Source organism: Faecalicatena orotica (assembly GCF_003149245.1).
In the GTDB taxonomy this organism is placed as follows: Bacteria; Bacillota; Clostridia; order Lachnospirales; family Lachnospiraceae; genus Faecalicatena_A; species Faecalicatena_A orotica.
In genome coordinates, this window is the sequence record NZ_QGDL01000016.1 from 55,499 (window position 1) to 75,718 (window position 20,220).

Annotated in this window: 19 protein-coding genes and 1 tRNA gene; 15 read left to right on the forward strand and 5 right to left on the reverse strand. The window is 39.3% G+C overall.

All coding sequences use genetic code 11. The features are described 5' to 3' along the window. Positions 1-8: 8 nt before the first annotated feature. The 4 genes from recF to dnaA form a co-directional block, all read right to left on the reverse strand. Positions 9-1,094: a DNA replication/repair protein RecF gene (gene recF / locus A8806_RS21660; RefSeq protein WP_109733262.1), complete on the reverse strand. Its 1,086-nt coding sequence runs from the start codon at positions 1,092-1,094 to the stop codon at positions 9-11. 42 nt (positions 1,095-1,136) lie between these two features. Continuing rightward, positions 1,137-1,352 carry an RNA-binding S4 domain-containing protein gene (locus A8806_RS21665; protein ID WP_109733263.1) on the reverse strand — a complete coding sequence of 72 codons (216 nt, stop codon included), beginning with the start codon at positions 1,350-1,352 and terminating at the stop codon, positions 1,137-1,139. Positions 1,353-1,383: 31 nt separating this feature from the next. Beyond that, complete coding sequence (dnaN, locus tag A8806_RS21670; RefSeq protein WP_109733264.1) at positions 1,384-2,493, reverse strand: DNA polymerase III subunit beta; 1,110 nt, start codon at positions 2,491-2,493, stop codon at positions 1,384-1,386. Between the two features lie 417 nt (positions 2,494-2,910). Continuing rightward, entirely contained in the window at positions 2,911-4,281 is a 1,371-nt protein-coding gene (gene dnaA, locus A8806_RS21675; protein ID WP_109733265.1) for a chromosomal replication initiator protein DnaA, read from the reverse strand. Between the two features lie 749 nt (positions 4,282-5,030). Here dnaA and rpmH point away from each other — a divergent pair. The 8 genes from rpmH (at position 5,031) to rsmG (ending at position 12,232) form a co-directional block, all read left to right on the forward strand. Beyond that, positions 5,031-5,165, forward strand: a complete 135-nt coding sequence (gene rpmH / locus A8806_RS21680) for a 50S ribosomal protein L34 (RefSeq protein WP_109733266.1) — start codon at positions 5,031-5,033, stop codon at positions 5,163-5,165. A 56-nt stretch (positions 5,166-5,221) separates the two neighbouring features. After that, entirely contained in the window at positions 5,222-5,560 is a 339-nt protein-coding gene (gene rnpA / locus A8806_RS21685) for a ribonuclease P protein component (RefSeq protein WP_109733267.1), read from the forward strand. Between the two features lie 79 nt (positions 5,561-5,639). Next, the gene (yidD, locus tag A8806_RS21690; RefSeq protein WP_109733268.1) at positions 5,640-5,852 is read left to right on the forward strand and encodes a membrane protein insertion efficiency factor YidD; all 213 of its coding nucleotides are present in this window, start codon (positions 5,640-5,642) and stop codon (positions 5,850-5,852) included. A gap of 12 nt (positions 5,853-5,864) precedes the next feature. Next, the gene (locus tag A8806_RS21695) at positions 5,865-7,154 is read left to right on the forward strand and encodes a YidC/Oxa1 family membrane protein insertase (RefSeq protein WP_109733269.1); all 1,290 of its coding nucleotides are present in this window, start codon (positions 5,865-5,867) and stop codon (positions 7,152-7,154) included. A gap of 28 nt (positions 7,155-7,182) precedes the next feature. Next, positions 7,183-8,049, forward strand: a complete 867-nt coding sequence (jag, locus tag A8806_RS21700) for an RNA-binding cell elongation regulator Jag/EloR (protein ID WP_109733270.1) — start codon at positions 7,183-7,185, stop codon at positions 8,047-8,049. Positions 8,050-8,208: 159 nt separating this feature from the next. Continuing rightward, positions 8,209-9,618 (forward strand): tRNA uridine-5-carboxymethylaminomethyl(34) synthesis GTPase MnmE, encoded by a 1,410-nt coding sequence (gene mnmE, locus A8806_RS21705; protein WP_109733271.1) that lies wholly within the window; start codon positions 8,209-8,211, stop codon positions 9,616-9,618. Next, complete coding sequence (mnmG, locus tag A8806_RS21710; RefSeq protein ID WP_109733272.1) at positions 9,584-11,476, forward strand: tRNA uridine-5-carboxymethylaminomethyl(34) synthesis enzyme MnmG; 1,893 nt, start codon at positions 9,584-9,586, stop codon at positions 11,474-11,476. Before mnmE ends, mnmG begins: the two co-directional genes overlap by 35 nt. Before the next feature lie 42 nt (positions 11,477-11,518). After that, positions 11,519-12,232, forward strand: coding sequence for a 16S rRNA (guanine(527)-N(7))-methyltransferase RsmG (gene rsmG, locus A8806_RS21715; RefSeq protein ID WP_109733356.1), 714 nt, complete (start codon positions 11,519-11,521; stop codon positions 12,230-12,232). 79 nt (positions 12,233-12,311) lie between these two features. Here rsmG and A8806_RS21720 read toward each other — a convergent pair whose 3' ends face one another. Continuing rightward, a complete protein-coding gene (locus A8806_RS21720; RefSeq protein ID WP_109733273.1) occupies positions 12,312-13,283 on the reverse strand; it encodes an alpha/beta fold hydrolase in 972 nt (323 codons plus the stop codon). A 546-nt stretch (positions 13,284-13,829) separates the two neighbouring features. Between A8806_RS21720 and A8806_RS21725 the strand changes: the two genes are divergently transcribed. The 7 genes from A8806_RS21725 (at position 13,830) to A8806_RS21755 (ending at position 20,155) form a co-directional block, all read left to right on the forward strand. Next, positions 13,830-14,597, forward strand: coding sequence for a ParA family protein (locus A8806_RS21725; protein ID WP_109733274.1), 768 nt, complete (start codon positions 13,830-13,832; stop codon positions 14,595-14,597). Between the two features lies 1 nt (position 14,598). After that, positions 14,599-15,528, forward strand: coding sequence for a ParB/RepB/Spo0J family partition protein (locus tag A8806_RS21730; protein ID WP_109733275.1), 930 nt, complete (start codon positions 14,599-14,601; stop codon positions 15,526-15,528). A 93-nt stretch (positions 15,529-15,621) separates the two neighbouring features. Next, positions 15,622-16,161 carry a DUF4446 family protein gene (locus A8806_RS21735; RefSeq protein WP_109733276.1) on the forward strand — a complete coding sequence of 180 codons (540 nt, stop codon included), beginning with the start codon at positions 15,622-15,624 and terminating at the stop codon, positions 16,159-16,161. A gap of 83 nt (positions 16,162-16,244) precedes the next feature. Further along, positions 16,245-17,534, forward strand: coding sequence for a serine--tRNA ligase (serS, locus tag A8806_RS21740; RefSeq protein ID WP_109733277.1), 1,290 nt, complete (start codon positions 16,245-16,247; stop codon positions 17,532-17,534). 14 nt (positions 17,535-17,548) lie between these two features. After that, the gene (locus A8806_RS21745) at positions 17,549-18,424 is read left to right on the forward strand and encodes a DUF3881 family protein (RefSeq protein ID WP_109733278.1); all 876 of its coding nucleotides are present in this window, start codon (positions 17,549-17,551) and stop codon (positions 18,422-18,424) included. 161 nt (positions 18,425-18,585) lie between these two features. Beyond that, a tRNA-Arg gene (locus tag A8806_RS21750) sits at positions 18,586-18,659 on the forward strand. Positions 18,660-19,192: 533 nt separating this feature from the next. Beyond that, entirely contained in the window at positions 19,193-20,155 is a 963-nt protein-coding gene (locus tag A8806_RS21755) for an ORF6N domain-containing protein (RefSeq protein WP_109733279.1), read from the forward strand. The last annotated feature ends 65 nt before the right edge of the window (positions 20,156-20,220 follow it).

The following is a 20,220-nucleotide window of genomic DNA, read 5'->3' on the forward strand; positions in this document are numbered from 1 at the left end:
AAAACCTCCTAATTTTCTTTTGCTACCTGCCCATTTTTTACATGGAAAATTTTATTAATAGAAAACCGATGATTTACAAACTCATCTAATCCAGTACATGTGATTACTGTCTGTATATCATGAATACTGTCCAGTAAGTAGTTTTGCCTGTGTTTGTCCAGTTCAGACAAAACATCGTCCAATAATAATACCGGTGTGTCATTAATCATTGACCTCACCAGCTCAATCTCTGAAAGTTTCAGCGAAAGAGCCGCCGTGCGCTGCTGTCCCTGGGAACCAAATTTCCTGATATCAAGCGAGCCTGCCGTAAAGCACAGATCATCCCTGTGCGGCCCAACGGAAGTACTCTTCATCCTGATATCACGCTCTCTGTTTTTCCTCAGAGCCTGTTCAAGCCCCATACTGCCGGTACTTGACTCATAGGTAATCGTAATCTTCTCCTTACCGCCTGTCAGCTTATCATGGATTTTCGAAATGATTTTATTTACATCTTTCACGAACTGTTCTCTTCTCTCAGTCACTTTTGTCCCGTACTCAACTAATTGCATATCCCAGATATCCAATGTCTCTACAAGATTCTCCTGCCTGTATATATCTTTGAGTAAGGAATTCCTTTGATTAATAATTCGATTATAGTTAGAAAGATTGCTGAGATATACTTTATCCAGCTGAGATAATTCCAGATCAATAAATCTTCTTCTGCCGGACGGTCCCTCTTTGATAATATTCAAATCCTCCGGCGAAAAAAATACAAAATGGATAATCCCAAATAATTCGCTTGCTCTTCGTATCGGAATCTTATTGATTGCGATTCCTTTCGGACTGTTTTTCTTCAGATGCATGTCGATCTGGAATTCGGTGCCCCTTTTCTCGATCACCGTTTCCAGATGCGCCTCGTCACTCCCAAACTGTATCAAATCCCTGTCTTTCGTGCCTCTGTGAGATTTGGTCGTTCCTGACAAATACAATGCCTCCAGAATATTCGTCTTTCCCTGAGCATTATCACCGTACAAAATGTTAGTCTTGGGGTCAAATTTCAAATCTAACAATTCGTAATTCCTGTAATTCTTTAGCTTTAGAGATTTGATTACCATTGATGTTTCCTCAAGTATGTCACTATTCTACACTTTTTCAGACTATTTTTCAATTTTTATTTCCTGTCCGTCAAATTGAACGACATCTCCGTCATATAATTTACGTCCTCTTCTAGTGTCAGTCTCGCCGTTTACTTTTGCTTCGCCGTCCTGTATTACCTCTTTTGCTTCGACCCCTGACTCGACCAGTCCTGCTGCTTTCAGTGCCTGTCCCAGCTTAATAAATTCATCTCCGTCACGCAACTTAATGATTTCCATACTGCTCCTCTTTTCTGACTATTTATCTGTACTATGCAACTGCATTAAAGTTTACCGGAAGAATCAGGTAAATATAGCTCTGATTTTCGTCCTTGATAAAACATGGGGCCTTTGCATTCATGAAATACAGGTCCACTTCCTCGTCATCAATGACTCTGAGGGCATCGATCAGGAACTTCGGATTAAATCCGATCAATAAATCTTTTCCTTCTTTCACGATAAAAATCTCCTCATCCATGGATCCGATCTGGGATTTGATCTTCAGCTCCATGGATCCCTCACGGATATCAATGATGATCGGCTTCTTGTCTCCCTCTTTGATCAGGAGTGTCGCTCTGTCGATACAGTTCAGGAGTTCTCTTTTATTGATTCTGACTTTTGTCTCATAATCGCTGGAAAGCATCTGGTCAATCTTGAAGTACTCGCCTTCGATCAGACGTGATACAACGACTGTCCTGTCAAACTCAAACACAATATGATTCTTGGTAAATGATATATCAACGTCCGCCTCTGCCTCTCCGCCGATGATCTTACTGATCTCCTGCAGGGTCTTTCCAGGTACGATTACCTTTTTCGGGGCATAGGATTCTTTTAATTCGATCTTACGGATAGAGATTCTGTGTCCGTCCAGAGAGACTACTTTCAGGACGTTATCTTCGATCTCAAACAGTTCTCCTGTCATCATCTTGTTTGTATCATTGTCTGCAATCGAGAAGATGGTCTGACGGATCACTTCTTTGAGCGTGAACTCAGAAACGGTAATATAATCATCCTTCTCGATAATCGGGAGATAAGAGAAATCCTCCCCTGACTGTGCTGCAATATTGAACTTTGCCTTTTCGCAGGTAATCAATGTCTGATTGTCTGCCGTTGTCTCTATCGTTACCTCACTGTCCGGAAGCTTCCGGACGATCTCAGAAAAGATCTTTGCGTTTAATGCAATGATACCTCTCTCAACAATGTCTCCGTCAATCCTTGTTTCGATTCCAAGTTCCATGTCATTCGCTGTCAGCTTGATAACATCCATGGATGCGTCAACCAGAATACATTCCAGAATAGGCATAGTTGTTTTTGAAGGTACAGCTTTTGAAACAATGCTGACTCCTTTTACGAGATTTGATTTTGAACAAATGATTTTCATATGTCAGTAACTCCTTTCGATGGGTGTGGTGAATATCTTTTCGACCGCGCATTTTTAAAAATATTTATATAAATCAGCTCCGCCTTCTTAGCCTTAGGGGCTGTGGATAAGTTAATAAGTGGTTCCAGGCCTTGATTTTAAAGGGTTTGTCCATACTGAAAACTCTGTAGACATCCACTGTATGACCTCGGGATAATGTGGGGATAATCTGAACCTCAAAAAGTCCTTAATCCGTTATCAACCTCTTAATCCACATGGTTTGAACAGGGTTATCCCAAGCTTATCCACATTAGCCCTGCAAAGTAATGTAAGCTTCATAAAGCCTTGAAACCATGGGCTTCCCTTAAAGTTAAGCCTGCTGTTAAGGGAGCCTTATTTCAGGCAAATGTGGATAAACAGACTATGTTACTTTTATCATCAGACCGGATTTATCTTCTTCTTTATAATATTAACCGTATTGTTAAGAGCTTCATCTACGGTAATCTCATGTTCAATCTTCTTGACACCATGGCTGACAGAGGCATGATCCTTGCCGCCTAAGATGATACCGACTGACTTCAGAGGGGTATCGGTCATGGCACGGCATAAATACATGACAATCTGGCGGGGAAGTACAATCTCTGCATTCCTTTTCTTGCCTTTCAGCTCAGCTACGGGTACATTAAAATGTTCAGAAACAACATCAATAATTAATTCCGGGGTAACGACCCGGTTCTTATCCGGAGAAATCATATCCTTTAAGGCCTCCGCTGCGAGCGGAATATCAATCGGCTTTTTCTCCAGATTTGACAGTGCTATCAATTTATTAAGAGAGCCTTCGAGTTCTCTGATGTTAGACTTGATATTATTCGCTATATATTGAAGGACTTCGTCCGGTATATGGTAGCGCTCAAGCCCGTCCAATTCTTCTTTCTTACGAAGGATTGCCATTCTTGTCTCATAATCAGGGGAAGAAATGTCTGCAATCAGTCCCCACTCAAAACGTGTACGCAGCCTTGCCTCAAGCGTTTCGATATCTTTCGGCGGCTTATCACTGGATATGATAATCTGCTTTCCTGAAACATGCAGGTGGTTGAACGTATGGAAGAATTCTTCCTGCGTACTTTCCTTGCCTATAATAAACTGAATATCATCAATCAGGAGAACATCGTTATTCCTGTACTTTTCACGGAATGTGGTCATGGCCAGTTCATTCCCGTTCTTACCAATCTTCAAAGCATCGATCAGTTCATTTGTGAACGTCTCACTTGTGACATAAAGAACTTTTTTTTCAGGATCATTCTCTAATATGAAGTGTGCGATGGAATGCATAAGGTGAGTCTTACCAAGTCCTACACCTCCGTATATAAACAGCGGGTTATAAATCTCACCCGGAGATTCCGCAACTGCAAGGGATGCGGCATGGGCGAAATTGTTATTGCTGCCCACGACAAAAGTATCAAATGTATACTTTCCATTGAGATTTGCATTCTCAAAGATCGCATTTGACTTCTGCTTCTTAACTACATTCTCCTTTTTCTCCTGGATAGTTACATTATCTTCTGTAACAAAGGATATATCGTATTCCTTTCCTGTTACTTCAGCAATGCACACTTTAAAAGGAAGCATATATTTTTCTTCTATATGCTCCAGACTTGCTTTCAACCTCACAAGAATATAAACAGTGTCATCGGTCACTTCATATACGGTAAGTGGTGCAATCCACGTATTGTATGAAATATTTGATGAGCAATATTCTAACTTCATTTTATTTAGGATCTGCTCCCAATTTTCTTCTACAATGTTCATCGATAAGTACTCCTAATCAATATAATAGAGAGATATCTAGGCAAAATCTCTCTATTACATTTTACATCAAAACGGTATTAGAAGCAATGAGAAATGCTGTGTATAACTTTATGAACAAAATTAACGCAGATAAAATATGGGGCCGGAATAGGAAAAAAAATTTAATCTACACATTATACAGTAGTTATAAAGTAGTTATCCACATTTTATCCACAGAAATTCACACCAAAGAAGCAAATTGTGGAAAAGTGTCAGATTAGGAAAGTGGATATGTTGATTTCCGAGAACGGGGATGCTAATGGAAAGATGCGAAAAGGCCCTGTAGTGGGAGCATATACCTGTTTTCCACCCGGGTTGCCTGCTAAGAATGTGTAGTTGATAAAGTGTGGATAATGAAGGAATATGCCCACCGCAGGGCCTTTTACACATTAAAAGCGTGAAAAATATTCTTCTGATTGTTCTCTGGTAAGGGAAAAGCGGGTCTGCAGTTTTGTAAGGATTTTTTCTTTAATCAAAGAAAGCATACCAGAGCTGATATGATACCTAGTAATTAAGATAGAACTTGATACACAGAAAGATGTTGCCACAATTTAAGAAAAATGCAGGGAATGGCTTGACTTACGGGCATTTTTTGAATATAATTAAGAGCAGTGTCTTTCTGCCTATTATAATAGTAGAAAGAAATAAAATTTGAGAATCATTGTAAATACTTTATAATAAGTATCTCAACTAAAGGAGGTGTATTGGTAATGAAAATGACATTTCAGCCTAAAAACAGACAGAGATCAAAAGTTCATGGCTTTAGAGCAAGAATGAGTACTCCGGGCGGAAGAAAAGTTTTAGCTGCCAGAAGAGCAAAAGGAAGAAAACAGTTATCAGCTTAGGCCGCATCTATGTGGCCTTTTCTTCTATTTATAAAAGGAAAAGCGCGGTATAAAGAATGAAGTTTTCGGAATCTTTGAAGAAGAATAAAGATTTTCAGATCGTTTATAAAAACAGTAAATCGTATGCAAACAAGTATCTTGTTATGTATGTGAGGGAGAATGGTACGGAAAAGAACAGACTTGGGATTTCCGTGAGCAAGAAAGTTGGAAATAGTGTTGTAAGACATCATCTTACACGATTAATCAGAGAAAGTTATCGACTTCAAGAGGCACATTTCAAAGGTGGATTAGATATAATTGTGATTGCGAGAGTGAGTGCAAAAGATAAGAGTTATCATGTCATTGAGAGTGCACTCATCCACTTGGGAAGGCTTCATGAAATATATAATCAGTAAAATAATAAGTAGAAGCGCTGAGATGTACTTAAAAGCCCATGAGCAGCATGGCAGGCGCTAAAGAAAGGGAGCGACGCAGATGAAGCGTGTTTTAATAGGACTTATCCGGTTCTATCAAAAATATCTGTCCGGATTAAAGACAAGGTATCACTGCATCTATACACCGACCTGTTCACAGTACGGTATTGAAGCGATTCAGAAGTATGGTGCGATCAAAGGCGGTGCCTTAACAATCTGGAGAATTCTGCGGTGCAATCCATTTGCAAAAGGCGGATATGATCCGGTACCTTAAGGAGGATAAGAGATGTATGGAATTTTAGCTGCAGGATATGCAGACTGGCCGGTTATTCATCAGATTTCCTGGCTGCTTGGAAAAGTGATGAACGGAATTTATAATGTGATGGATGGTTTGTTCGGGATACAGAACATTGGTGTTTGTATCATCATCTTTACAATCATCGTATATACATTAATGATTCCATTGACAATTAAACAACAGAAATGGTCTAAGATGTCTTCTGTTATGAATCCTGAGATTCAGAAGATTCAGAAAAAGTATGCAGGTAAAAAAGACCAGGCGTCCATGTTAAAGCAACAGGAAGAGATGCAGACTGTATATGAAAAATATGGTACGTCGCCAACAGGCGGATGTCTGCCAATGCTGATCCAGATGCCCGTACTTTTTGCGCTGTATCCGGTAATTCAGAATATTCCGAATTATGTACAGGGTGTAAAAGATGTCTATATGCCGGTTGTAAATCAGATCATGGCTGCAGATGGTTTCCAGAAGATTATGGAGAAGATCGGAGAAGCCAAACCTGTACTTATGAGCCCAAAGGCTTATGACTATTCACAGGCAGATACACTTGTGAATGCACTGTATAAATTTCAGGATTCCACATGGAATACACTGGTGGACAAGATTCCGTCCCTGAATGATATTGTAGAAACAACAACACAGACTGTCGGACACTTAAACAGTTTCCTCGGAATTAATATTGGTGAAGCGCCATTTACTATGCTGACAGCTGCCATTAAAGATTTTTCTATTCTCGGGATTATCCTGGCTGCTATCATCCCTATTATGGCAGGTCTTACACAGTTTATCAGTGTGAAGTTACAGCCGCAGCCACAGGCTGACCCGAACAACCAGATGGCGAACTCTATGAAGACAATGACATATACCATGCCTCTGTTTTCAGTATTTATGGGATTTACGCTCCCTGCAGGTCTTGGTTTGTACTGGGCAATCAGTGCGGTAGTAAGATGTGTACAGCAGCTTGCAATTAATAAGTACCTCAGCAAAAAGTCAACAGAAGAGATGATTCAGGAGAATCAGAAAAAGGCTGCCAAGAAGCGTGAGAAAAAGGGTACGTCTGCACAGTCCATCAACAGAATGGCAACGACAAGTACAAGAAATGTAGAAGAAAAGAAAAAAACAAATATTTCTGACAAAGAAAGAGAAGAGCGTCTTCAGAAAGCTGCACAGTATACGAAGAACGCGAAGTCAGGAAGCCTTGCATCAAAGGCAAATCTTGTCAGCAGATTCAACAGCGGACAGAGTACATCGGACAAGACAGAAGATGATAAATAGTTAGAATCACAGAAAGGAAGGATTCAGGATGAACGGTAGTATCAGAGTATCTGCAAAAACAGTGGATGATGCAATTACAGAAGCGTTGATTCAGTTAGGTGTGACCAGTGACCGGTTAGATTATGAAGTCATTGAAAAGGGAAGTGCCGGATTCCTTGGAATAGGTGTAAAACAGGCAGTTATTGAAGCAAGAAGAAAACCTGAACCTGTCATAGAAGAGCCTGAGATTAAGCCGGAAGTAAAAGCTGAAGTTAAGACAGAAGTAAAATCAGAAATGAAGCCGGAAGCAAAACCTGAAGTTAAAAAAGCTCCGGTAAAGGAAGCTAAGAAGAAAGATTACGCAAAAAAAGAAGAGCGTTCCAGAAAAGAATTCAGGGAAGAGACGCACCGCGAAGAAGTAAAGCCGGCTGTGAAACGCGAATCTGAACTTGCAGAAGTAAAAGATGAGACGAAAAAAGCCGTTGAATCCTTTTTATGTGATACACTGAAGGCCATGGGAATGACTGTGGAACTGGTTTCAGATATTGATGCTGACGGAGCCTTAAGTATTGAGATGAAGGGTGACAATATGGGAATCCTTATCGGAAAGCGCGGACAGACACTGGATTCCCTCCAGTACCTTGCTAACAGGGTTGCCAACAAGCATCAGGACGGATATGTACGTGTGAAGCTGGATACAGAGAATTATCGTGCAAGAAGAGAAGAGACACTTAAGAATCTTGCAAAGAATATTGCATATAAGGTAAAACGTTCAAGAAGATCAGTATCTTTAGAGCCGATGAATCCTTATGAAAGAAGAATTATCCACGCAGCACTTCAGTATGATCCATACGTAACGACCCATAGTGAGGGAGATGAGCCTTACAGAAAAGTAGTTGTTACATTAAAGAAGTAAGAAAAAGTAGTAATAGAATCGAAGCGAAAGAGGACGTTTCCGCTTCACGGATGCTTTCGTGAAGCTGGGAAACGTCTTTTTATTTCATAAACAGCAAATCAAAGCTGCCTGACCTTGGCGGCGGCCTAGAGCGTGTTTGATAATTGGCAGGAGGCAGGTATGAAGAAGGATACAATTGCCGCAATTTCCACAGGTATGACGAATTCAGGAATTGGAATCGTGCGTATCAGCGGGGATGAGGCATTTCATATGATAGATAGGATTTACCATGGGAAAGAAAGGCTTTCTGAGGCTGAAAGTCATACGATACATTATGGATACATCAAAGATAAAGAAGAGACAATTGATGAAGTACTGGTTATGCTGATGCGCTCACCCAGAACGTTTACCGGTGAAGATACCGTGGAAATCAACTGCCACGGGGGTACCTATGTGGTAAAAAGAGTGCTGGAGACAGTCATTAAAAATGGTGCCAGACCCGCAGAACCGGGAGAATTTACGAAACGTGCGTTTTTAAATGGGAAGTTAGATTTGTCACAGGCAGAGGCTGTGATAGATGTGATCACATCCCAAAGTGAGTATGCTCTTCAAAGTTCAATCAGCCAGCTGAAAGGCAGTGTCAGGAAAAAGATAGAGGATATCAGAAAACAGATTATTTATCATACTGCATTTATTGAGACTGCGCTGGACGATCCGGAACATATTGATATAGACGGTTATGGTGAGACTTTGAAGAAGGTTACAGAAGAACTGTTAGTTGAAATAAAGAAGCTGATTGATTCATCTGACAGTGGGAGAATCATGAAAGAAGGAATCCAGACAGTCATCGTAGGAAAACCAAATGCAGGAAAATCGTCCCTTTTGAATGTGCTGGCGGGGAAGGAGAGAGCGATCGTAACGGATATAGAGGGGACGACACGCGATGCCCTGGAGGAACAGATTCAGCTGAAAGGACTTACGCTGAACATGATCGACACAGCGGGCATCAGAAAAACGGATGATATTATTGAAAAAATAGGTGTTGATAAAGCAAAAGAGTATGTAAAAAATGCCAATCTGATCATTTATGTTGTAGATGCATCCAGACCGCTGGACAGTAATGACAACGATATTATGAGTCTTCTGGATGGCCGGAAGGTCATTATTTTATTAAATAAATCAGATTTAACTACCGTAATAACAAAAGAAAAAATGCAGGAAGAGATAAATCAGAAAGTTTTAAAATTTAGCAGAAGTGCAGAAGCCGGAACAATTCCGATGATTGACATTTCCGCGAAGGAAGAACAGGGATTGAATGAGCTGGAAGAAACCTTAAAGGAGATGTTTTTACATGGAGAGGTGTCTTTTAATGATGAAGTATATATAACGAATATCAGGCAGAAAGCCGCGCTAATCGATGCATGCGGGAGTCTGGAGAAGGTTATAGAAAGTATCGACAATCAGATGCCGGAAGACTTTTTTTCGATTGATCTGATGGATGCATATGAGTCACTCGGAAGTATAACAGGAGAAACGATAGGAGAAGATTTAGTCAATGAAATATTCAGCAAATTCTGTATGGGAAAATAAAGACGGTTATGATATCGCAGTTGTAGGCGCAGGACACGCAGGCTGTGAGGCGGCGCTTGCGGCGGCAAGGCTTGGGTTTCGTACGGTTATATTTACGGTTAGTGTTGACAGTATCGCGCTGATGCCGTGTAATCCGAATATTGGAGGCAGTTCGAAAGGACATCTGGTCAGGGAACTGGACGCACTTGGCGGGGAGATGGGAAAAGTTATTGATAAGACGTTTATACAGTCAAAGATGCTGAATAAGTCCAAGGGGCCAGCTGTACATTCACTGCGTGCACAGGCCGACAAAGCCAGCTACAGCCGCACGATGCGTCAGGTCCTTCAGGATCAGGAAAATCTGGATATCCGTCAGATGGAAGTAACAGATATCCTTGCGGACAATCACAAGGTTGCAGGGGTACAGACGTATTCAGGGGCTATATATCCATGCAGGGCGGTAATTCTGTGTACAGGGACTTATTTGAAGGCAAGGTGTATTTACGGTGATGTGAGCACTCAGACAGGCCCTAACGGGCTTCAGGCGGCAAATTACCTGACAGAAAGCCTAAAATCTCTGGGAATACAGATGTACCGCTTCAAAACCGGTACTCCGGCAAGAATCGATAGAAATTCTATTGATTTCAGCAAGATGGAAGAGCAGAAGGGAGATGACAGGATCGTGCCGTTCTCCTTTACGACTGACCCGGAGGATGTACAGATCGATCAGGCTTCCTGCTGGCTGACATATACGAATGAGAATACACATGATATTATAAGAAAAAATCTGGACCGTTCACCACTGTTTTCGGGGATGATTGAAGGCACGGGGCCGCGATACTGTCCGTCTATCGAAGATAAGGTAGTAAAATTTGCAGATAAGAACCGTCATCAGGTATTTATCGAGCCCGAAGGACTTGATACAACGGAAATGTATGTGGGCGGAATGTCAAGTTCATTACCTGAGGACGTGCAGTTTGCGATGTACAGGACTGTTCCGGGTCTGGAAAATGCTAAAATTGTCAGAAATGCATATGCAATTGAATATGACTGTATCGATGCAAGGCAGCTGAAAAGTACGCTTGAGTTTAAAAATGTGGAAGGATTATTCAGCGGCGGGCAGTTCAACGGAAGTTCAGGTTACGAAGAAGCGGCAGCCCAGGGACTTGTAGCCGGAATTAACGCGGCAAGAAAGCTTCAGGGAAAAGAAGGAATTATAATTGACCGTTCAGAAGGATATATCGGCGTTTTGATTGATGATTTGGTGACAAAAGAGAGCCATGAACCGTATCGTATGATGACTTCCCGGGCAGAATACCGCCTTCTTCTCCGTCAGGACAATGCAGATATGAGGCTGACAAAGCTTGGATATGAAGTGGGACTCATCAGCGGGGAGAGATACCAGAAACTTCTGGAAAAGGAAAAATTGATCAATGAAGAGATTAAACGGGCGGAGCACACCAATATAGGCACGTCTGCTGAGGTGCAGGAACTTCTTGCGTCCCATGGCAGTACACCGCTTACATCAGGGACTACACTCGGGGAACTGATCAGACGGCCAGAGCTGTCTTATGAAGCATTGGCTCCAATTGACAGACAGCGGAAACAACTGCCGGACGATGTGATTGAGCAGGTCAATATCAATATCAAGTACGAAGGTTATATAAAAAGACAGCAGCGTCAGGTAGAACAATTTAAAAAATTAGAGAAAAAGATGATTCCGGAAGATATAGATTACAACAGTATCCAGAGTCTGCGTATTGAGGCAAAACAAAAACTTACGGAAATCCGTCCTGCATCCATCGGACAGGCTTCCAGAATATCGGGAGTCTCACCGGCCGATATATCCGTACTTCTCGTTTATTTGGAAAGCAGGTAGAACCTTGCTTTACTGGCAATAAAATTTGAAATGGGGGCATATATGTCAAATAAGTTTGAAAACCAGTTAAAAGAGCTGGATATAGAATTAACGGAAACACAGAAACAGCAGTTTAATAAGTACTATGAATTACTGACAGAGTGGAATAAAGTCATGAACCTGACAGGAATTACTGAGTATGATGAGGTTAATGAGAAACATTTTGTTGACAGCCTTGCAATTGTAAAAGCTGTTGATATGAATGGAGTAAGCTCGGTGATTGATATAGGGACAGGAGCAGGGTTTCCCGGGATTCCACTGAAAATTGCATTTCCCCAGCTCCATGTCGTGCTTTTGGATTCCTTAAATAAAAGGATCAAGTTTTTGGATGCAGTAATAGAAGAATTGGGGCTAGAGGATATTATAACACTGCACGGAAGGGCAGAAGACTATGCCCGAAAAGAGGAATATAGGGAAAAATTTGATTTGTGTGTATCCAGGGCAGTTGCAAATCTCGCAACACTCAGTGAGTACTGCATACCATATATACGGGTAGGGGGTATTTTTATTTCTTATAAATCTGGAAATATTGAGGATGAATTAAATGCTTCAAAAAAAGCAGTAAATGTGTTAGGAGGCAGTTTAGAAGATACAGTTAAATTTCAGCTTCCGGGAACAGAAATAGGCAGATCATTTGTGAAAGTAAAAAAGAATAAGAATACAGCTAAAAAGTATCCGAGAAAGGCAGGACTGCCCGGAAAGGAACCGATAGTATAATGAAAGCGACGGTATCAGCCATACCGTCGCTTTCATTATTGTACATTTATGAGGGACTAACTCATTTGAGGTGTTGGTATTATTCGTCGGCACCATCGATATCAAAAAGTACTTTAACCTGATCGATAAATTCATCTGGTGATTCCAGCTGCGGAAGGTGCTTTGTCTTATCAATTCCAATGACTTCTATAGATGGGAGATGATTCTGGTACTGGTTTGCTATCAGAGCATTCTCTGGATTAGCATTTCCTACTATAATAAAGATACTGTTATTAATATCTTTGAGACAGTGGATGACATTTGCATTTGTAAATCTTGATTTAATACTTGCATAGAGATATTTTGAATGTGTGCTGCATTTATGTGAAGCTTCAAAATATGTCATAATTGTTCTTTCTTCCAGCTTATTCTGATCGTATAAATACTGGCTTCTGAAATCCTCTTCAATTGTACGTTTGTTAATACGCATATTATAGATAAAGGTACCTAATACAGGGGTATTAATAATATGTTGTATCAGTTTGGTACGCTTAGTCGGTATCTTTGCAAGAGACACAAGATCCCCGGGGTTTACAAGCATAATCTTATTGATAACTGTATTGTCATTTGCACATGCCATTAATACAAAGGTACCGGATTCTCCGGTGGCTATGACATCTGTCTTTTCTCCAATTACATGGTGAATAAAATCGGTGATCATCTGAACATACAAGTAATTAGTATAAGTAAGATTAGGCTTCTGTGAACGTCCGCATCCCAGCAGATCTATGGTATAGACTGTATTTGTTCTGGAAAGTCCGGCAACAATCTTATTCCATTCATATGCTGAACTGCTGACATTTAAATCATGTATCAGTAAGATTGGAGAACCTTTCCCCTGCTTAGTATAATATATACTGCCGAATCTCCAGTCATAGTACTTTTCATCTTTATTATATAATAGATTATCTATCGTAGAAATGTAGTAAACCAATCTATTAACAACATGCATAATACCTACGGTGGTACCTGCTAAAACAGTACATGTTGTGAGTTTCTTTTTCCAAGTCAAAGAATCACCTCTTTCAAAATTTATATTTATTAAACGAATGGGCTTAACAAGATATATTTATTATTATACTACAACGGCGGCTCCAAATAAAGAAAAACTTTAAGAGGAGAGAAAGAATTAAGAATTTAGAAAAATAAAAAAATTAAGACAGTAAAAAAATCTAAATGTTTCACGTGAAACATTAAAAAATAAGTGATTATAAATAAAGTATGCTTAGTATAGATAAGAGTAGCAGGAGAGTATCAATTACTTTTAGTGTCCTTTGCTATAAATTATATAACACAATTTAATAATAAACCATATGCAAAATTTAAATACAGTAGTTTCACTAAAATAAAGTCTAAATGTTTCACGTGAAACATTTATTTACATAACCAAAAAGTCAAAGATGAATCTGTTTTTTTGACCGATCCATTTTCAGTATAAAACTTCCTAATAAATTTACAAATGTTTATATAAAATTCTATGTTTCACGTGAAACATTAGGTAGATATACGCTTTAAAAGGTGATATAATAATGAGGTGTTCAATGAAAGGAGTATTAAAATGGGAAGAATTATAGCAATAGCAAACCAAAAAGGCGGTGTAGGGAAGACTACTACAGCTATTAATTTATCAGCCTCACTGGCCAGCTGCGGTAAGAAGGTTCTGGCTCTGGATATGGACCCTCAGGGAAATATGACCAGTGGACTTAGTGTGAATAAAAATGAGGTTGAAAATAGTGTATATGACCTGATTATAGGAAATGCCGGCATTGAAGAATGCATTTGCAAAGACGTTTTTGAAAATTTGGACGTTCTCCCATCTAATATTGACTTGTCAGCAGCAGAGATCGAATTGATCGGCGTTGATAATAAAGAATACATCATAAAAAATGAGATAAATAAGGTAAAGGACAACTATGATTTTGTTATTATTGATTGTCCTCCTGCATTGAGCATGCTTACTATAAATGCGATGACAACAGCTGATTCGGTTCTTGTTCCGATTCAATGTGAATATTACGCATTGGAAGGTTTAAGTCAGCTCATTCATACGATTGAGCTGGTTCAGGAAAGACTGAATCCCACACTAGAAATAGAGGGTGTTGTCTTTACAATGTATGATGCCAGGACAAATTTATCACTGCAAGTTGTAGAAAATGTTAAGGACAACCTGGAACAGAATATATATAAGACAATTATACCGAGAAATATTCGTTTAGCAGAGGCTCCAAGTTATGGTATGCCTATTAATTTATATGATCCTAAATCTGCAGGGGCAGAGAGTTATATGTTGTTAGCAGACGAAGTAATACATAAAGGAGAAGAATAATATGGCAGTAAAAAGAAATGGTCTCGGAAAAGGTCTGGATAGTCTGATTCCTGATAGAAGTGATAAGGCGGCTAAGAAGCCGGGTAATACTTTAAACAAGGCGGATGCAGAGAAAAATAGCAATGAAAAAGTAAGTGAATCCGGCGAAATACTGGTGAAGATTAATCAGGTTGAGCCAAACAGGGACCAGCCGCGTAAAGAATTTGATGAAGATGCATTGCTTGAACTGGCTGATTCTATCAAGCAATTTGGCATACTTCAGCCGCTTTTAGTCCAGAAAAAAAAGGATTATTATGAAATTATCGCCGGTGAGAGACGGTGGAGAGCGGCAAAGCTGGCCGGAATAAAAGAAGTGCCTGTAGTGATTAAAACATATACAGATCAGGAAATCGTAGAGATATCCCTGATTGAAAACATACAGAGAGAAAACCTTAACCCGATAGAAGAAGCCATGGCATATAAGCGGCTGCTGGAAGAATTCAGCCTAAAGCAGGATGAAGTTGCAGAAAGAGTATCTAAAAGCAGAACTGCAGTTACAAACTCTATGCGACTTTTAAAACTTAGTGCAAGAGTACAGCAGATGATCGTAGATGACATGATTACAACCGGACATGCCCGTGCACTCCTTGCAATTGATGAGGAAGAACAGCAGTATGCAATAGCAAATAAAATATTTGATGAAAAGCTTAGCGTAAGAGAGACTGAAAAGCTTGTAAAGGCATTGAAAAATCCTAAAAAGGTACAAAAGCCGGAAAAACCAGAGCATACATTTATCTATGATAATCTGGAAGAGAAAATGAAGAGCATAATCGGTACAAAGGTAAATGTCAGTCCGAAGACGAACGGAAAAGGGAAAATAGAGATTGAATATTACTCAGAAGATGAACTCGAACGTATATTCGATCTAATTATGTCTATCAAAGATAATTAGTAAATTCAAATCGGATCAAAATAAGGCACTGCAAAATGGGGAGAATATGAGTAGAGGAGAGTCAGCGTGAATAATTAAGAAGGAGATATAATAATGGAAAATAGTTTATTAACCAGCCTTGGAATAGATCCGGCATATTTTATAATATTACTATTTTTGATTCAGGTTCTGCTGTTTATACTGCTTATCAGTGTAAATATGAAATATAACCGCCTGAAAGTAAGCTATAATTCGTTTATGAAAGGGAAAGATGGGAAGAATTTAGAGGAAAGCATACTGGCAAGGTTTGCCGAACTCGACGAGGTTACTGAACTGGCCAAGAAAAACGAGCAGAATATTAGTGATATTTATAAGAAAATGAAATCTCATTACCAAAAGATAGGTATTGTAAAATACGATGCATTTCATGAAATGGGAGGAAATTTGAGTTTTGCCCTGACAATGCTGGATGAGGAAGATAACGGGTGGATTTTGAATGCAATGCACAGCAGAGAAGGCTGTTATACCTATATTAAAGAAATTGTAAAAGGGCAGAGTTATATAGAGCTTGCGGAAGAAGAAGTAGAATCTTTGGAAAGAGCAATCTATCAGGATGCCTATGGCTTGAAAACAGATCTGGAGCGTGGTCTGTAAAAAAGTTGTTTACAAACAGTTTTTCATGTATAGTTATTCATAAAAGATCAGTATAAAGGATATATAAAATTGAGGAGGATACTATGTTAGACATTAAATTTGTAAGAAACAATCCAGAAGAGGTAAAGCAGAACATCAGAAATAAGTTTCAGGATTCAAAGCTCCCATTAGTTGATGAAGTACTCGAGCTGGATAAGAGAAACCGGGAGATTAAACAGGAAGTAGAAGCACTGCGTGCAGAGAAGAATAAGATTTCCAAACAGATTGGCGCCCTCATGGGTCAGGGAAAAAAGGAAGAGGCAGAAGCTGTTAAAAAGCAGATTGCTGAAAATGCTGACAGAATAGAAACACTTTCTGCAGAGGAAAAAGAAGTAGAAGAAAACATCAAACAGAAGATGATGATTATACCGAATATCATTGATCCATCTGTTCCAATAGGAAAAGACGACAGTGAAAATGTAGAAATAGAAAGGTACGGCGAGCCTGTAGTACCGGACTTTGAGATTCCATATCATACTGAGATCATGGAGAAGTTTAACGGAATTGATCTGGACAGCGCGAGAAGAGTTGCCGGAAATGGATTCTACTATCTGATGGGGGATATAGCGCGCCTTCATTCCGCTGTAATCTCATATGCAAGAGACTTCATGATTAACAGAGGATTCACATATTGTGTACCGCCTTTCATGATCAGAAGCAATGTCGTAACAGGCGTTATGAGTTTTGCAGAAATGGATGCCATGATGTATAAGATCGAGGGTGAAGACCTGTATCTGATCGGTACAAGTGAACATTCCATGATCGGTAAATTTATTGATACACAGCTGACTGAAGAGGAACTTCCCCAGACACTGACAAGCTATTCACCATGTTTTAGAAAAGAAAAAGGTGCACACGGAATAGAAGAGAGAGGTGTATACCGCATCCATCAATTTGAAAAGCAGGAAATGATCGTTGTCTGCAAACCGGAAGAGAGTATGCAGTGGTATGATAAGTTGTGGCAGAACACGGTAGATCTGTTCCGTTCACTGGATATCCCTGTCCGTACGTTAGAGTGCTGCTCAGGAGATCTGGCAGACCTGAAAGTGAAATCAGTAGATGTTGAAGCTTGGTCACCGAGACAGAAAAAATATTTTGAAGTAGGAAGCTGCTCTAACCTCGGGGATGCTCAGGCAAGAAGACTGGGAATCAGAGTAAAAGGTGCAGATGGCAAATATTTTGCGCATACACTAAATAATACAGTAGTGGCGCCGCCGAGAATGTTGATTGCTTTTCTTGAAAATAATCTCCAGGCAGATGGTTCTGTAAAGATACCGGAAGCACTTCAGCCATATATGGGCGGAAATACTGAAATTGCTGTAAAAAAGAAATAGATTTGGAGAACATTATGCATCAATACCTAAAAGCAATTGGTTTCAATAACTTGAAGACAAAGAATGATTTAAAAGAACTTCTGAAACAGGTAGAAACTAATTTTACGCATCAGACAATTGTGTCATATAAGGATTGGGCAGATTACTGTGAGTTCCAGAAGGAATACGGGCAGAATGTAGGTATTACAATCTGCGGGGAACTAGATGAAGAAGAGAATTTTGATGCAGATTATTACTTTCCATATTTTGAAGGAAGCGGAATCACTACTTATGCAGATGTAGCCGTAGACAAAAGAATTGAAAAGGAACAGTATGTAGGTATCTGTGAAGACCCGAAAGTCGGCATCAGCCTGATCTTCCATCTCCAGAATGGAATTGAGTATATGAGGGAGCGCCAGCTGGGACTCGTGAACGGCATGGCGACCTCAGTTACGTTTTCAGGGCTCGCATTGTCAGGAAAGATACTTTTTCCTGTGAGAAAGAGTGAGGAACAGGTTAAGACGGAGAGGGAGGCATCCGATAACAGAAAACTGCTGCTTGATGCAGCAAGAAGCGGTGACCCGACTGCAATCGAGACACTGACGCTTGATGATATCGATACATACTCAAAGGTATCGAGACGTCTTATGAAAGAGGATATCTTCACCATCGTTGATACATATTTTATGCCTTATGGTGTGGAATGTGACCTGTACTCAATCATGGGCGAGATACTGGCCGTAAGAAAGCGGGAGAATATCCTGACAAAAGAACCTTTATATCAGATGAAACTCGATGTGAATGAGCTGCAGTTTGATATCTGTGTTCCTGCAAACGAGGTAATGGGGGAACCAGAGATCGGCAGACGTTTTAAAGGTACTATATGGCTGCAGGGATATATTAATTTTTAAATAAAACGGGAAGAATGAAAGAAGTATAGGAAATATATAAAGTTTCATAACTATAAAATTTAAAATTCTTCTAAAATTCTTCCCGAAAAAAGTTGAGAAAATTTGAGTTTCATGTTATATTAATAGTTGTGTTCAGGAAATAAGTAAATAAAGTTTTATAAGTTTCTGTAGCTCAGCAGGATAGAGCGTCCGCCTCCTAAGCGGAAGGCCAGCGGTTCGAATCCGCTCAGGAACGCTAATGAAAAAAGTCGGAGATACCTTGGAAAATAAAGGGCTTCGGCTTTTTTGTTTGGAATAATTGGGGGGTGAGAGATTTGATAATGCAAATACCGTTTTTGCTAATTGGAGAAAAAAGCAGTTAAAAATGCTGTAATTTAAAATGCGAATGTTGTTATCTTTTTTCTTGTTTATAATGATATCAGTTCCTATTTATGCATAGTTAAACTTACTACTGCTTCCGTTTATAATAAGTGCTTGGCTAAGTTAACGCCTAAAGAAGAAAATAAATATCAAGCAATATTAGAAAAATAAACAGAGGGAAGAAAATTTGAAATAAAAAATTTTTACAATCAATATTATTTAGCAGCACGTAATTGTCCCAAAAGATTAACCTTTTCTATGTGGATTTATGTGTTAAAAAGCCTGTAAAATGGTACAATGGAATTGTAAGAAAAAAGTTTTAAGGTTGCAATTTGTGATTTCAAGTATAGAAAAATACTAACTTGAGGATTCAATTTGCAATTTCAAGTTTAAGAAAGGATTAAATGTATGGTAAAAACAGAACAGACCACTTTGGCAGAAGCAGATGAAAATATACAGATATCAACTGTAGAATCAGCTCAATCTGATATAAAAAATTTTATATATGTGGTTCGCAATCAGCAAGTGATGATAGACAGCGATTTAGCAATGTTATATCAAGTGGAAACGAGGACGTTGAATCAAGCCGTAAAAAGAAACATGGCACGATTTCCAGAAAAATTTCGTTTTCAATTATCTGAAAGTGAATATGAAAACTTGAAATCACAATTTGTGATTTCAAGCAATGAAGAAAGTGGTCATGGTGGCAGACGTACGCTTCCTTATGTGTTTACTGAACAAGGAATTGCTATGCTATCTGCTGTTTTGCGTAGTGATATAGCAGTACAGATTAGTATCAATATTATGGATGCTTTTGTGGAAATGCGGCAATTCATTGCCAATAATTCTCTGCTTTTTGAGCGTATCAGTCATGTAGAACTAAAGCAGTTGGAATATCAGAAGCGGACGGATGAAAAGCTGGAGCAGATATTTGAATACATATCTGAGCATGAAGAAGCAAGCCAGAAGATATTTTTTGATGGACAGATTTATGATGCGTTTAGCCTGATTGTCAGTTTGATACAAAAGGCAGAAAAAGAAATTGCACTTATAGACGGATATGTAGATGTGGAAACATTGAATTTGTTTTCCAAGAAAAAAGAAAATGTGGCTGTGACTATTTACACGCAGAAACGGACGCGGCTTACGAAAACAGATATGCAGAATTTTAATGCACAATATCCGACATTGAATGTGAAATATACAAATGTGTTCCATGACCGTTTCTTAATCATTGACAGAGAAAAAGCTTATCATGTGGGAGCATCATTAAAAGATGCAGGCAAAAAATGTTTTGGCATTAACCTTATTCAAGATGTAGGAATTGTCAAAGACATATTGCAGCGGTTAGAATTGGAAATGGAGGAATAATGCTTTAAACCGCAAATAGCCACTTCAAGTTTGACGGAGGCAAACGGGGAGTGAGAGAATATATT

Coding starts and splice junctions, on each gene's coding strand:
- A8806_RS21735 (WP_109733276.1), top strand. CDS start 15,622: ATGGAAAATAGTTTATTAACCAGCCTTGGAATAGATCCGGCATATTTT.
- A8806_RS21695 (WP_109733269.1), top strand. CDS start 5,865: ATGTATGGAATTTTAGCTGCAGGATATGCAGACTGGCCGGTTATTCAT.
- jag (WP_109733270.1), top strand. CDS start 7,183: ATGAACGGTAGTATCAGAGTATCTGCAAAAACAGTGGATGATGCAATT.
- A8806_RS21725 (WP_109733274.1), top strand. CDS start 13,830: ATGGGAAGAATTATAGCAATAGCAAACCAAAAAGGCGGTGTAGGGAAG.
- rnpA (WP_109733267.1), top strand. CDS start 5,222: ATGAAGTTTTCGGAATCTTTGAAGAAGAATAAAGATTTTCAGATCGTT.
- A8806_RS21755 (WP_109733279.1), top strand. CDS start 19,193: ATGGTAAAAACAGAACAGACCACTTTGGCAGAAGCAGATGAAAATATA.
- mnmE (WP_109733271.1), top strand. CDS start 8,209: ATGAAGAAGGATACAATTGCCGCAATTTCCACAGGTATGACGAATTCA.
- rpmH (WP_109733266.1), top strand. CDS start 5,031: ATGAAAATGACATTTCAGCCTAAAAACAGACAGAGATCAAAAGTTCAT.
- rsmG (WP_109733356.1), top strand. CDS start 11,519: ATGTCAAATAAGTTTGAAAACCAGTTAAAAGAGCTGGATATAGAATTA.
- mnmG (WP_109733272.1), top strand. CDS start 9,584: ATGAAATATTCAGCAAATTCTGTATGGGAAAATAAAGACGGTTATGAT.
- A8806_RS21745 (WP_109733278.1), top strand. CDS start 17,549: ATGCATCAATACCTAAAAGCAATTGGTTTCAATAACTTGAAGACAAAG.
- A8806_RS21730 (WP_109733275.1), top strand. CDS start 14,599: ATGGCAGTAAAAAGAAATGGTCTCGGAAAAGGTCTGGATAGTCTGATT.
- recF (WP_109733262.1), bottom strand. CDS start 1,094: ATGGTAATCAAATCTCTAAAGCTAAAGAATTACAGGAATTACGAATTG.
- dnaA (WP_109733265.1), bottom strand. CDS start 4,281: ATGAACATTGTAGAAGAAAATTGGGAGCAGATCCTAAATAAAATGAAG.
- A8806_RS21665 (WP_109733263.1), bottom strand. CDS start 1,352: ATGGAAATCATTAAGTTGCGTGACGGAGATGAATTTATTAAGCTGGGA.
- yidD (WP_109733268.1), top strand. CDS start 5,640: ATGAAGCGTGTTTTAATAGGACTTATCCGGTTCTATCAAAAATATCTG.
- serS (WP_109733277.1), top strand. CDS start 16,245: ATGTTAGACATTAAATTTGTAAGAAACAATCCAGAAGAGGTAAAGCAG.
- dnaN (WP_109733264.1), bottom strand. CDS start 2,493: ATGAAAATCATTTGTTCAAAATCAAATCTCGTAAAAGGAGTCAGCATT.